The 12,500-nt window shown below is 61.1% G+C and carries 13 protein-coding genes; 8 read left to right on the plus strand and 5 right to left on the minus strand.

Annotation, left to right across the window (positions count from 1 at the left end):
- Positions 1-102 precede the first annotated feature (102 nt).
- Together scpA and AB8B29_RS02900 are read right to left on the minus strand one after the other, a co-directional pair.
- Positions 103-2,235: a methylmalonyl-CoA mutase gene (gene scpA, locus AB8B29_RS02895; protein WP_113119241.1), complete on the minus strand. Its 2,133-nt coding sequence runs from the start codon at positions 2,233-2,235 to the stop codon at positions 103-105.
- A 67-nt stretch (positions 2,236-2,302) separates the two neighbouring features.
- The gene (locus AB8B29_RS02900) at positions 2,303-3,655 is read right to left on the minus strand and encodes a methylmalonyl-CoA mutase family protein (RefSeq protein ID WP_037193627.1); all 1,353 of its coding nucleotides are present in this window, start codon (positions 3,653-3,655) and stop codon (positions 2,303-2,305) included.
- 159 nt (positions 3,656-3,814) lie between these two features.
- On the opposite strand from AB8B29_RS02900, the gene AB8B29_RS02905 reads away from it, so the two are divergent.
- Together AB8B29_RS02905 and AB8B29_RS02910 are read left to right on the plus strand one after the other, a co-directional pair.
- Positions 3,815-4,618, plus strand: a complete 804-nt coding sequence (locus AB8B29_RS02905; RefSeq protein WP_376774221.1) for a L,D-transpeptidase — start codon at positions 3,815-3,817, stop codon at positions 4,616-4,618.
- A 159-nt stretch (positions 4,619-4,777) separates the two neighbouring features.
- The gene (locus AB8B29_RS02910) at positions 4,778-5,509 is read left to right on the plus strand and encodes a L,D-transpeptidase family protein (RefSeq protein ID WP_037193632.1); all 732 of its coding nucleotides are present in this window, start codon (positions 4,778-4,780) and stop codon (positions 5,507-5,509) included.
- Between the two features lie 103 nt (positions 5,510-5,612).
- Here AB8B29_RS02910 and AB8B29_RS02915 read toward each other — a convergent pair whose 3' ends face one another.
- Positions 5,613-6,077, minus strand: a complete 465-nt coding sequence (locus AB8B29_RS02915) for a MarR family winged helix-turn-helix transcriptional regulator (protein WP_113119240.1) — start codon at positions 6,075-6,077, stop codon at positions 5,613-5,615.
- Between the two features lie 132 nt (positions 6,078-6,209).
- On the opposite strand from AB8B29_RS02915, the gene AB8B29_RS02920 reads away from it, so the two are divergent.
- The 3 genes from AB8B29_RS02920 (at position 6,210) to AB8B29_RS02930 (ending at position 7,857) form a co-directional block, all read left to right on the plus strand.
- Positions 6,210-6,632 (plus strand): organic hydroperoxide resistance protein, encoded by a 423-nt coding sequence (locus AB8B29_RS02920; protein ID WP_037193636.1) that lies wholly within the window; start codon positions 6,210-6,212, stop codon positions 6,630-6,632.
- A gap of 129 nt (positions 6,633-6,761) precedes the next feature.
- Positions 6,762-7,145 carry an MbcA/ParS/Xre antitoxin family protein gene (locus tag AB8B29_RS02925; protein WP_113119239.1) on the plus strand — a complete coding sequence of 128 codons (384 nt, stop codon included), beginning with the start codon at positions 6,762-6,764 and terminating at the stop codon, positions 7,143-7,145.
- Positions 7,105-7,857 carry an RES family NAD+ phosphorylase gene (locus AB8B29_RS02930; protein ID WP_113119238.1) on the plus strand — a complete coding sequence of 251 codons (753 nt, stop codon included), beginning with the start codon at positions 7,105-7,107 and terminating at the stop codon, positions 7,855-7,857. The genes AB8B29_RS02925 and AB8B29_RS02930 overlap by 41 nt, the downstream gene beginning before the upstream one ends.
- Before the next feature lie 4 nt (positions 7,858-7,861).
- Here the strand turns inward: AB8B29_RS02930 and AB8B29_RS02935 are convergent, their stop codons facing one another.
- On the minus strand, positions 7,862-8,308 hold the full coding sequence (locus AB8B29_RS02935) for a MarR family transcriptional regulator (protein WP_113119237.1): 447 nt from the start codon (positions 8,306-8,308) through the stop codon (positions 7,862-7,864).
- 71 nt (positions 8,309-8,379) lie between these two features.
- On the opposite strand from AB8B29_RS02935, the gene AB8B29_RS02940 reads away from it, so the two are divergent.
- On the plus strand, positions 8,380-9,102 hold the full coding sequence (locus tag AB8B29_RS02940; RefSeq protein ID WP_113119236.1) for a DUF899 domain-containing protein: 723 nt from the start codon (positions 8,380-8,382) through the stop codon (positions 9,100-9,102).
- 211 nt (positions 9,103-9,313) lie between these two features.
- Positions 9,314-10,090, plus strand: coding sequence for a VOC family protein (locus AB8B29_RS02945; RefSeq protein WP_037193650.1), 777 nt, complete (start codon positions 9,314-9,316; stop codon positions 10,088-10,090).
- A 124-nt stretch (positions 10,091-10,214) separates the two neighbouring features.
- Here the strand turns inward: AB8B29_RS02945 and AB8B29_RS02950 are convergent, their stop codons facing one another.
- Positions 10,215-11,729 (minus strand): helicase HerA-like C-terminal domain-containing protein, encoded by a 1,515-nt coding sequence (locus tag AB8B29_RS02950; protein ID WP_113119235.1) that lies wholly within the window; start codon positions 11,727-11,729, stop codon positions 10,215-10,217.
- Positions 11,730-11,948: 219 nt separating this feature from the next.
- On the opposite strand from AB8B29_RS02950, the gene AB8B29_RS02955 reads away from it, so the two are divergent.
- Positions 11,949-12,344 (plus strand): hypothetical protein, encoded by a 396-nt coding sequence (locus tag AB8B29_RS02955; RefSeq protein WP_439006136.1) that lies wholly within the window; start codon positions 11,949-11,951, stop codon positions 12,342-12,344.
- Positions 12,345-12,500: the final 156 nt, after the last annotated feature.

Genomic DNA, 12,500 nt, shown 5'->3' on the forward strand with positions numbered 1-12,500 from the left:
TTCCAGGAAAAGGCACAGCGGTTTTCCGTCCGGAATTGCCTCAGAGCAACGTATAGAGCGGTTCGGCGAGTCCGTGAAACGCTGCGCCGCGCTATGTATTGGCTATGCCATCAGTCTTTCTATCAGTGCCGCCGCCGCTTCCGCGATCACCGTTCCGGGCGGGAAGATCGCGTCCGCGCCGGCGGCCTCCAGCGCTGCAAAATCCTGGGGCGGGATGACGCCGCCGATGGCGATCAGGATATTGCCGGCGTGGCGGCGGGCGAGCGCTTCCTTCAGCTCCGGCACCAGCGTCAAGTGGCCTGCAGCCAGTGATGATGCGCCGAGGATATCAACACCTTCACGGACGGCGACATCGGCCACTTCCTCCGGTGTCTGGAACATCGCGCCGACGATGACATCGAAGCCGAGATCGGCAAATGCCGTTGCGATGACCTTCTGGCCGCGATCGTGACCGTCCTGACCCATCTTGGCGATGAGGATGCGGGGTTTCTCGCCACGCGCCTTGCGGAAGGCTTCGACCTTGGCGACGGCCTTGTTGAATGCTGGGTCGGCATCGCCGACTTCCTGGCGATAGACGCCCGAAATGGTCCTGATCTCGGCAACGTGCCGGCCATAGGCCTTTTCCAGCGCCAGCGAAATTTCGCCAACCGTCGCTCTCGCCCGCGCCGCCTTGACCGCGAAGTCGAGCAGATTGCCGGTGCCGTTGCGCGCGGCGTCTGCCAGAGCATCCAAGGCGGCTTCGACCGCAGCCGTCTCGCGCGTGCCCTTCAATTGCTGCAATTTCGAGAGCTGCCGGGCGCGCACCTCGGAATTGTCCACCTTGAGCACGTCGACTTCGATGTCCTTTTCCGGCCTTGAAAAATTGATGCCGACGAGGATCTGATGGCCGCTGTCGATGCGTGCCTGCGTGCGCGCGGCCGCCTCTTCGATCCTGAGCTTCGGAATGCCCTTCTCGATCGCCTTCGCCATGCCGCCGAGCGCCTCGACCTCCTCGATATGGGCAAGGGCGCGGGCTGCAAGATCATGGGTCAGCCGCTCGACATAGGCCGAGCCGCCCCAGGGGTCGATGATGCCTGATGTGCCGGATTCCTTCTGCAGCAGGATCTGCGTGTTGCGGGCGATGCGGGCCGAATGATCGGTCGGCAGCGCCAGCGCCTCGTCGAAGGAATTGGTGTGGAGCGACTGCGTATGCCCCTGCGTCGCCGCCATGGCCTCGACCATGGTGCGGATGATGTTGTTCATCGGATCCTGCGCCGTCAACGACCAGCCGGAGGTCTGGCTGTGCGTCCTGAGCGCCAGGGATTTCTGGTCCTTCGGCGCGAAATTCTTCTGCATCAGCGCGGCCCAGATCAGGCGGCCGGCGCGCATCTTGGCGACTTCCATGAAGAAGTTCATGCCGACTGCCCAGAAGAAGGAGAGGCGGGGGGCGAAGCTGTCTATGTCCAGTCCGGCAGCGACCCCGGCCCGTGCATATTCTATGCCGTCGGCGATCGTATAGGCGAGCTCCAGATCCGCGCTCGCACCGGCCTCCTGCATGTGGTAGCCGGAGATAGAGATGGAGTTGAACTTCGGCATGCGCTGGCTGGTGTAGCTGAAAATATCCGAAACGATCCGCATCGAAGGCTGCGGCGGATAGATATAGGTGTTTCGGACCATGAACTCCTTGAGGATATCGTTCTGGATCGTGCCGGAAAGCTTGTCCTCGGAAACGCCCTGTTCCTCCGCCGCGACGATATAGAGCGCCATGATGGGCAGCACGGCGCCGTTCATAGTCATGGACACGCTCATCTCGTCGAGCGGTATACCGTCAAAGAGCTGGCGCATGTCGAGGATGGAATCGATCGCGACGCCTGCCATGCCGACGTCGCCCGCCACGCGCGGATGATCGCTGTCATAGCCGCGATGGGTGGCGAGATCGAAGGCGACGGAGAGGCCTTTCTGTCCGGCGGCAAGATTGCGGCGATAGAAGGCGTTGGATTCCTCGGCGGTGGAAAAGCCCGCATACTGCCTGATGGTCCAGGGCTGCTGGACATACATGGTCGGATAGGGCCCGCGCAGGAAAGGGGCGGCGCCCGGATGGGTATCGAGGAAATGCAAGCCGGCGAGGTCGCTCTCACCGTAGCTGCGCTTGACGGCGATCCCTTCCGGCGTGTCCCAGGCCGGCGCGCTTGTCGTGCGTGTCTTGGCTTGCGGCTTTGCCCAGGGGATATTGGCGAAATCGGGAATCAGGGTCATGCGGCCGGTACCTCCGCGAATGCCGAGCCTGCGTTACGCCCAGCTGCGACGAATTCGATGATCGTTCTCATGCCCCCAATCCTTCATCCAGCCGTATCGGCGTCAGCCCCATCCCGCCAACGAGCGGACCCAGCGGCCCCAAGACCGCAACCGGCCGGTCCGCCTTCATCGCAAACAATGTGGTTCCGACAATCGGCTTGGCGATGCGGCTTGCGCGCGCCTCGGCAACCATCGCCGCCAGCCGGCCGCTGGCGATGACGTTCGCCAATCCGCCGTCGCGTTCGATGCCGGTAAAGATCTCCCATGCCTTTTCGGCAAGAGCGTCCGTCAGCGCCTCGATGCCGCCGGCGCCGGCGGCGGGATCGGCGACATGGTCGAGATGGCTTTCGGCGATCAGAATCGTCTGCGTATTGCGCGCCAGGCGCCGCGCCAGCGGATCGGGGATGCCATGCGTCAGGCTGTGCGGCAGCACGGCGATTTCGTCGGCGCCGCCGGTGCCCGCCGCAAAGACCGCGATCGTATTGCGCAGAATGTTGGTCTCCGGATCTAGCGTCGTGAGCATGCGATAGCTCGTTTCCATGAAGATATGCGCGGGCTGCGGATCGGAGGCGCCGCAGGCCTCGGCGATGCGGCTGAAGATCAATCGCGCGGCACGGACCTTGGCCATGGTCGTGAATTGGTTCTGGTCGGCTGAAAGGCAGAGGCTCGTTGCGGCCAGAACGGCCTCCGGCGAAAGTCCCACCTCATCCAGCGATCGCAGATGGCCTGCGAGGCTTGCGGCCATGACCGCCAGCTCCTGCGCCTCGGTTCCGCCGGCATTGTGGACTGAGCGGCCGTCTGCATTGACGGTGGTGCCGGGCAGCTTCTGTTCGGACAAACGGCGAATGTCCCTTGCTGTCTCGGCCTGTTTGTCGCCCATCGAGAAAGCGTCAAGGCCAAGATGCAGCGCCGCGGGCGGTTTTTCTCCGAAGGCAGCGATCAGAGTCTTCGCGGTGTCGGGAGTGAAGCCATCGAGGCGCAGCGAGACATTCTTGCCCGACATCACCGTGACAAGCCGGTTGGCGAGCGCCTCCCTCTCCGTGTCGATTCCGGTGCCGAAGCCTGAGGCCGAGGTTTTGGAGACGAGGCAAATCCCGCTTGCACCGTTGGCAAGATCGTCATCGAGCTGTTGCAGGGCACGATCCATGTCGGGATCGTCCAGTCGCTGGGTGACTGTCCAGGGGAGATCGGCTCGTCCGCGCGATAGTGGCGCGCAATCGCGGCGGCGCTCGTAGAGTGGTTCGATCGCGATGCCGTCATCGGTTTGCGAGACCAGCGTTTCCTGAAAATCCTTGCCCTTCAGCGCCCGTTCCACCAGCTTGAGCCATGTCTTGCGATCGGCTCCAGCGAAGATGTTCGGGTCGAGACTGTCGATATTCATGCCATCCTCCGTCCCGCTATGGTCTAGCCCATGATGTCGCGGGGGAAAACAGGAGTTTGGCCAATCCGTGCAATATCTTCGCCCGTGACGCCAGCCTCGCTCCAGCCGCGCCGGTCATCATGCCGCCGACCCGACGTGTGTTCCAACTGGTTTCCGATGATGGCCGATCTGCTGCCCGTTTCCCGCCACCTGCTTGCCGCTACCGCTTTGGCGACATTGTCCGCCTGCAGCGTCATTCCTGATACCGGTGCGACTGATCCTGATCGGTTCGTGCAGGAAACGTCACCGGTCTTCTATCGGCCCGAAGGCATCGATCCGCAGAAGGTGCGGCGCCTGCCGGTGCAGCCCGTGCCGCAATCGCGCGATCTCTTCCGCACGCAATTCCATCAGACCTATGGCCTGCCGACCTTCAATCCGGTGCATCAGGCCATGTATGCGCAGCGAGACGAGGACGATTTCACGCTGCCGGCCATCCCCTACAAGCGCATCGATCCACGTTTCCTGCGGCAGGAGGTGGACTACACGACCAACGAGCGGCCCGGCACGATCGTCGTCGATACCAGAAGCCACTATCTCTATTTCATCGAGCCGGGCGGCAAGGCGATGCGCTATGGCGTAGGCCTCGGTGCGGCAGGTTACGCCTGGCATGGCAGGGGCGTCATTCAGTCGAAGCAGAAATGGCCGCGCTGGACTCCGCCCGCCGAAATGGTTGCCCGCGAACCGCAGATGAGGCCGCTTTCGGCAGAGCGCGGCGGCATGAATCCGGGGCCGACCAATCCGCTCGGCGCGCGTGCGCTCTACATCTATCAGAATGGCAAGGACACGCTTTACCGCGTCCATGGCACGCCGGATTGGCAGTCGATCGGCAAGGCAGCATCCTCCGGCTGCGTGCGCATGCTCAACCAGGATGTGATGGATTTATACAGCCGCGTGCCCGACAAAGCGGAAATCGTCGTTTTGTAGCGGTAATTTACCACAAATTTTCGTGATGTTGCATAAGTGCGATAGCCGCGCTCGGCTGCGCTCTTTAGTTTTGCTCCTGTCTCTGCGAACCTCGGGGCAGCCGAATCAGCTTTTTGTTGCGGGTTCTTGCTTCCCTTCAATAGGAACGATGCTGTCGACATGAGCCTGCCTTCATCCTTTTCCCGACGTAATTTCCTCGCCCTTGCTGGCATCGGTGCCGTCTCGACGCTCGCCGGCTGTGCCTCCACCATCGACAACGGCCCTGTCGTCAGCCCGGTGCAATATACCGGCGCGCCCAGGCCGTTCCGTACCTGGCTCTCCAGCTATGACGGTGAGCAACCGGATCCAGCCGTGATCTATGCGGCCATGGACGATGGCGGCTTCCATCTCCCGGCGATTCCCTATCAGCAGATCGATCCGCGCTTTTATCGCCAGCGCGTCGTCGATCCCACAGGCGAAGCGCCGGGCAGTGTAATCGTCAATACCACCCAGCGCATGCTCTACGTCACCGAGCAGGGCGGCACGGCGATGCGCTACGGCATCGGCGTCGGTCGCGAAGGCTTTGCCTGGCAGGGCCGCGGCGTCATTCAGTGGCGCAAGAAGTGGCCGCGTTGGAATCCGCCGGACGAAATGGTTGCCCGCCAGCCGGAGCTCGTCAAGTTCTCCATCGCCAATGGCGGCATGGATCCGGGTCTGAAGAACCCGCTCGGCGCGCGCGCTCTCTATATCTTCGAGGGCAAGCAGGATTCGCTTTATCGCCTGCACGGCAACCCGGACTGGCGCTCCATCGGCAAGGCCGTTTCTTCCGGCTGCGTCCGTCTGCTGAACCAGGACGTCATCGATCTCTATGATCGCGTGCCGGAACGCGCGCCGATCCTGGTGACGTCTTAACATCGAGTTATTGTCGTAAGCGGGACGCCACGAATGCGGGCGTCCTTCCTCGCCCCTCTATCCTACCGAACGGGCGGGCGAGATGACCTGAGGCAGCCGCCGCTCACTCGGCCGTCAGATTGATCTTCAATTGCTGTAGCCTGTCGCGCAGATTGGCGATTTCAGTCATGTCGCAGCCGGTGGCCTCGCCGATGGCGTCCATGATGGTGCCGACCTGGCATTTCATGCCGGTACCCTTCTCCGTCAGTGAAATGATCACCTGCCGCTCGTCCTTCGGGTCGCGCGTGCGGCTGATCAGGCCAGCCTGCTCCAATCGCTTCAACAGGGGCGACAGTGTGCCGGAATCAAGATCCAGCTTTTCGCCGATGGTCTTGACCGAAAGGCGACCCTTTTCCCACAGCACGAGCATGACGAGATATTGCGGATAGGTGAGGCCGACGCGATCGAGGATCGGCTTGTAAGCACGGTTGAAGGCATGTGCGGCGCTGTAGACGGCAAAACAAAGCTGCCTTTCAAGCCGCTTTTCTTCGTCGGGGATCATGCTTTGCCCATTTGGCTTGTCCGTCATTGCTGCTCCGCCATTTTTTTGTTGGGTGCATTGTCACAAATTCACTTTGCGAAATCAAATTGCAAAAATATATATTGCGCACGATTAAATCGTGATATATAAAATCGACATCCAACCCGAAGGAGAGATGACATGCCTATTCTCTACACCACCAAAGCTTCCGCCACCGGTGGCCGCGCTGGCCGCGCTGTTTCCGAAAACGGCGTCCTCGACGTCACTCTGACTGTGCCGAAGGAACTCGGCGGCGATGGCGCTACCGGCACCAATCCCGAGCAGCTCTTTGCGGCTGGTTATTCTGCCTGCTTCCTCGGCGCTTTGAAATTTGTGGCAGGCCAGCAGAAGGTCAAGATTCCGGAAGACGCCAAGGTGACCGCGACTGTCGGCATCGGCCCGCGCGCGGACGGCGGCGGCTTCGGCATCGAGGTGTCTCTGTCCGTCCACATTCCCGGCATGGACAAGGCCGAGGCTGAGAAGCTCGCCGCCGCCGCCCACATCGTCTGCCCTTATAGCCACGCCCTGCGCACGTCGACCGAAGTGCCGGTCACGGTCGCCTAAAACGAAATCCTCTCACGCGGCCGCGTGAGAGGCGGACAAATCAAAATTGGGAGCGGTGAGCTTTTTGCTTGCTGCTCCTTTTCTTTTGCAAGAAATATGCTATATATTTTCTCAGGAAAGGATAAGGCGATGGCAAAAGCTCAAATAGCAGGTCATTCGGCGCCTGGTGAGGCTGCCGTCATCACCAAGGCGGTTGTCAATGCCGCCGAGCGGCTGGGATTGAATGCGCGCATATTGGCTGCGGTGATCGGCGTTTCCGAGGCGACCGTCTCGCGCATGAAACGGCAGGATCACCTTCTGGAGCGTGACAGCAAGCCATTCGAACTTGCCGTGCTTTTCGTTCGCCTCTTTCGCTCGCTCGATGCCATTGTGGGCGGCGATGAGATGGTGGCGCGCCAATGGCTGCGCAACGGCAATCTCGCCCTTGGCGCCGCGCCGCAAGATAAGATTACCTCTATTTCTGGTTTGACCGATGTCCTTGCCTATCTGGACGCCCGCCGCGCTCTCATCTGAGGCGGGGGCAATTTCCGGCCGTTATTGGCGGCTGGTGGAATCGCAGCATCAGGTCTCGACGCTGAAACTGGTCGATACGCTGGAAGAGCAGGCGCTCCTCGAAAATCTTCTGGAAGAAAGCAAGCCGGTCCTGCCGCCGGAATGTGCCGGGCTCGACTATCTGCTCGCCACGCCCTTTCGCTATGGCGCGATCTATCCGCACGGTTCCCGCTTCCGCCGTGCCGGCCGCACGCTCGGCGTTTTCTACGCCTCCGAACAGGTGGAGACGTCCCTAGCGGAAATGAGCTTCTATCGGCTGCTCTTCTTCCGCGATTCCCCGGATACCCCGCTGCCCACCAATGCTGCGGAATATGCTGCCTTTGCCGCGGCGATCGAGACGAAGGCGGCGATCGATCTGACAAGGCCGCCGTTGGATCGCGACCTGCGGCAATGGACCGATCCGGTCAATTACGAGGCATGTCAATCGCTTGCCGAGGCAGCGCGGGCAGGGGGCATCGAGGCGATCCTCTATCGCTCGGTCCGGGATCCGCAAGGCGGCAGAAACATGGCGCTTCTAACCGCCAGGGCCTTCGCGGCGCGCGAACCTGTGGAACGACAGACCTGGCGCATCAGGCTGTCGCGAGCCGGTGTTCAGGCGCTGTGCGAATTCCCCAGGCGCCGTATCGGCTTCGAACGGAAGGATTTTGGCAGCGATCCCCGCCTGGCGGGATAGCGGCTCAGAGCAACGCCGCCAGGTCACTCCGCAACCGGTCGCCATTGCCATCGGGCAGACGCTCTTCCAAGGCCGCATGCGTTGCCTTCCAGATCGGCACGGCGGCGGCGAGCATCGCCCTGCCTGATGGTGTGAGGCTGAGCAGGCGGGCGCGGCGATCCTTGGGATTGGGCATGATATTCACCCATCCGCGCCGCTCCAGCGGCTTTAAGGCTGCCGTCAACGTCGTCTGATCTATTGCAAGCAGTGTCGCGACAGGACCCATGGGCGCGGGCTCCGGCCTGTTCAAGGACATCATCAGGGAAAACTGCCCGTTGGTGAGCCCGAGCGGCCTCAGCGCCTCGTCGAAACGTCGCGCCAGAGCTCGCGCCGCACGCTGGACATGCAGGCAAAGGCAGGTGTCACGCACCAACAGGGTAGTTTCAAAGGGAATTTCGATCGCGTTTGACATGATTCATTAATATTGATATCAATATATTTGTCAAGATTTGGACTGGAAAACGCCGGAGGAGGGCGCTGACAATGAACCAGGTCGTTTCCCGAGACGTATGGCTGGAGGCCCGCCGTCAATTGCTTGCCAGCGAGAAGGAGGCAACGCATTTGCGCGATCGCGTCAATGCGGAGCGCATGGCCTTGCCCTGGGTGAAGGTCGAGAAAGACTATGTTTTCGATACGCCGACCGCCAGGAAATCGCTTGCCGATCTCTTCGATGGCCGCAGCCAGTTGATCGTCTATCACTTCATGCTCGGTCCGGATTGGGAGGCTGGATGCCCTGGCTGCTCTTTCCTCGCGGATCATCTCGATGGAACGCTTGTGCATCTCAACCATCATGACGTCACATTGGTCGTCGTTTCCCGTGCCCCGATCGACAAGGTGGAGGCCTACAAAAAACGGATGGGCTGGAACTTCCCCTGGGTATCGTCCTTCGCCAACGACTTCAACTTCGATTATCATGTCTCCTTCTCGAAGGAGCAGCTTGCCGGCGAGACGGTCTTCTACAATTTCACGCCCATGGATTCGGCTGAAGGCAATGACGAGCTGCCTGGTCTCAGCGCTTTCTACAAGGACGAGGTTGGTAATATTTTCCATACCTATTCAAGCTATGCCCGCGGCCCGGAAGAGTTGATCGGCACGCTGATGATCCTTGATCGCGCACCCAAGGGGCGCAACGAAAGCAGCACGATGAATTTCGTTCGTCGTCATGATGAATATGAGGATACCGCCAAGGCGCATTCCTGCCATTGAGACGCTACAGGACTGTGATATTTGTTGATTCCGTGGGAGCAGGGGTCGAAATGTTGTGTTTTGTATTTAGGTAAGACCTAGCGCTTGCTTGCAGCGAAACAAACAGATCGATTATCGTTCAGCCGTCACTTTCATCGGCGATGATGGCTCGCGCTGACAACCGGCTCAAATTGAGCTGGACGAATGCCACAAACGAATAGGGAGAGATTCGATGGCTGAGAAGGGTTATTTTGTCTGGTACGAGTTGATGACCACCGACATGGCAGCGGCAGAGGCTTTCTATCGGAAGGTTGTCGGCTGGGACGCAGAGGACGCCGGCATGCCGGATGTCGGCATGGCCTACACGCTGTTCAGCGCCGGTGCGGGTCCCGTCGCCGGATTGATGGTGCTGCCTGAAGAGGCGAAGGCCATGGGGACGCCCCCCTGCTGGACCGGCTATATCGGCGTGCCTAACGTCGACGAGGCAGCCAAGACCATCGTCGCGAAGGGCGGCAAGGTCTATCGCGAGCCGACGGATATTCCGGGCATCGGCCGGTTTGCTGTGGTAGCCGATCCCTATGGAGCCGCCTTCTGCATCTTCACGCCACTACCCGGGCAGGATTGGGGTCCGTCGGAGCCCGCTGCTGCCGGCTATATCGGCTGGCATGAACTCTATGCCGGCGACGGTCAGAAGGCCTTCGATTTCTATTGCGAGATGTTCGGCTGGGAATCGAGTTCCGACTTCGATATGGGCCCGATGGGCACGTACAAGATCTTCAAGATCGGCGATCGGGACTTCGGCGGCATCATGACCAAGCCCGCGGAAATGCCGGTGCCGGCCTGGAATTTCTACATCAACGTGCCGGCGATCGATGCGGCGATCACGCGTATCAGCGAGGGCGGCGGCGCGATCGTCAACGGCCCGATGGAGGTTCCCGGCGGTAGCTGGATCGTCCAAGCCACCGACCCGCAGGGAGCGTTTTTCTCCCTGGTCGCGCCGATACGGTGATCTCTACCCTCCCCTTGAGGGGGAGGGTCGGCCCAAAGCGCCGGGGTGGGGTGATCCCCAAGTTTGCGGCATGTCACCCCCACCCGCGGCTTTGCCGCGACCTCCTCAAGGGGAGGGTACCCTTCTACCGCTTCAAGCTTCCCAGAATCCCCCGGACCAGCGCGCGGCCGACCTGCGTGGCGACCGTGCGCGCCACGCTCTTCAAGGCCGCTTCCATGATCGTCTCGCGCTGATAGCCGGAGCGGCCGCGGCTTGATGTCTTGTTGCTGTCTCCGCCAAAGCCGGGGAGTGTCCAGCCATCACCAGCATTATCGCTCTGCGGCGCGGCTGCCTTGCGCGCGCGTTCGGTCAGGATTTCATAGGCGGATTCGCGATCGATCGTCTGGTCGTACAAGCCTGCGACCGGGCTGGCGTTGATGACGGCTCGACGTTCCGCATCGCTGACGGGACCGATACGGCCTGACGGCGGGCGGATCAGCGTGCGCTCGACGATCGACGGCGCGCCCTTGCCCTCGAGCATCGAAACGAGCGCTTCGCCGGTGCCGAGTGTGGTGATGACTTCAGTGCAGTCGAAGGCGGGATTGGGCCGGAATGTCGAGGCTGCGGTCTGCACGGCTTTCTGCTCGCGCGGCGAATAGGCACGCAGCGCATGCTGCACACGGTTGCCGAGCTGCGCCAGCACCGTTTCTGGCACATCGAGCGGATTCTGCGTCACGAAATAGACGCCGACGCCCTTGGAGCGGATCAGGCGCACGACCTGCTCGACACGCTCGATGAGCACCTTCGGCGCGTCGTTGAAGAGCAGATGCGCCTCATCGAAGAAGAAGACGAGCTTCGGCCTTTCCGGATCGCCGACCTCAGGCAGCTCCTCGAAGAGTTCCGAGAGCAGCCAGAGCAGGAAGGTGGCATAAAGGCGGGGGTTCATCATCAGCTTGTCGGCGGCCAGCACCGAGACCTGTCCGTAGCCGTCGTTGCTGACGCGCATGATGTCGGAAATTTTCAGCGCCGGTTCGCCGAAGAAGTTTTCAGCACCCTGCTGTTCCAGCACCAGAAGCGATCGCTGGAGCGAGCCGACCGACGATTTCGAGATCAGGCCGTATTTGCTGGAAAGCTCGCTGGCGTTTTCGCCCATATAGTTCAGCAGCGCCTGGAAGTCCTTGAGATCGAGTAGCGCCAGACCGTTTTCATCGGCGATCTTGAAGGCGATGTTGAGCACGCCCTCCTGCGCCTCCGAAGCGTCCATCAGGCGCGCGAGCAGCAGTGGCCCCATCTCGGCGATGGTCGTGCGCACGCGGTGGCCCTTTTCGCCGTAGATGTCCCAGAAGATGACCGGGAACTGATCGAATTCATAAGGGGACAGGCCGATTTCCTCGGCTCGCTTCAGCAGGAAGTCCTTGGCCTCGCCCTTGACGGCGATGCCGGAGAGGTCGCCCTTGATGTCGGCGCAAAACACAGGCACGCCGGCCTTGGAAAATCCTTCCGCCAGCACCTGCAGCGTCACCGTCTTGCCGGTGCCTGTCGCACCGGTGACGAGGCCGTGGCGGTTGCCGAATTTCAGCGTCAGGAATTCGTCCTTGTTGATGCTTTCGTCCGGATTGCGGCTGGCGCCGACGAAAATCTGTCCATCCTGCTGCGGCATGGTGTCGTCTCCCTTTGGGCGGCGGCACAGCAACGCTTAAAGGTTGCCAGAACCGTTCATCGATTTGTCCTGACACTGTTATAAGAACTGACTTGAACGGGGACAACCATTCGCGTCACGGTTATGTTTCTGGTAGTATAACGAGGTCCGGCGCGGCTTGTGTCGGTTGGCCCGTTCAGTTACGTTGACGTTAACGTCGTAAAAAGGCAGGAGGCCAAAGTGAACGAAGTTATTGATCAGATCGCAACCAAAGCCGGCATTGCTCCTGATCTCGCAGAGAAGGCCGTTGGCATGATCCTTGGCTTTCTGCAACGCGAGGCTCCGGATGGCCCCGTCACCAAGATGATCGAATCGATCCCCGGCGCGTCTGATCTCGTTGCGCAATACAATGGCGAGGAAACATCGGGCGGCGGCCTGCTCGGCGGCCTCCTTAGCGCCGTTGGCGGCGGTGGCGGCCTCATGGCGCTCGGCCAGCACTTGATGAGCAGCGGCCTCAGCATGGGCGAGATCACCTCGCTCGCCAAGGAAACGATCGCAACCGCCCGCCAGCATGCCGGCGACGAAGTGGTCGACCAGGTCGTCAACTCCGTTCCTGGCCTGCATCAGTTCCTCTGAGATAGGTAAGGCCTTTCCGGAAAGCTCGGAGAGGCCGGCAGCCACTGGCGCGCGTCGATTTTTGCAGGCGCCGCCAGCGAGCGATGGTCCAATCTTCATGTCTTCCGGCCTTCGCCATCCCTTGTGAGGCGAGGGCCGTGGCTTTTGGGGAGGTCG

Source organism: Rhizobium sp. 11_C7_N12_5 (genome assembly GCF_051811145.1).
GTDB lineage: Bacteria > Pseudomonadota > Alphaproteobacteria > Rhizobiales > Rhizobiaceae > Rhizobium > Rhizobium lusitanum.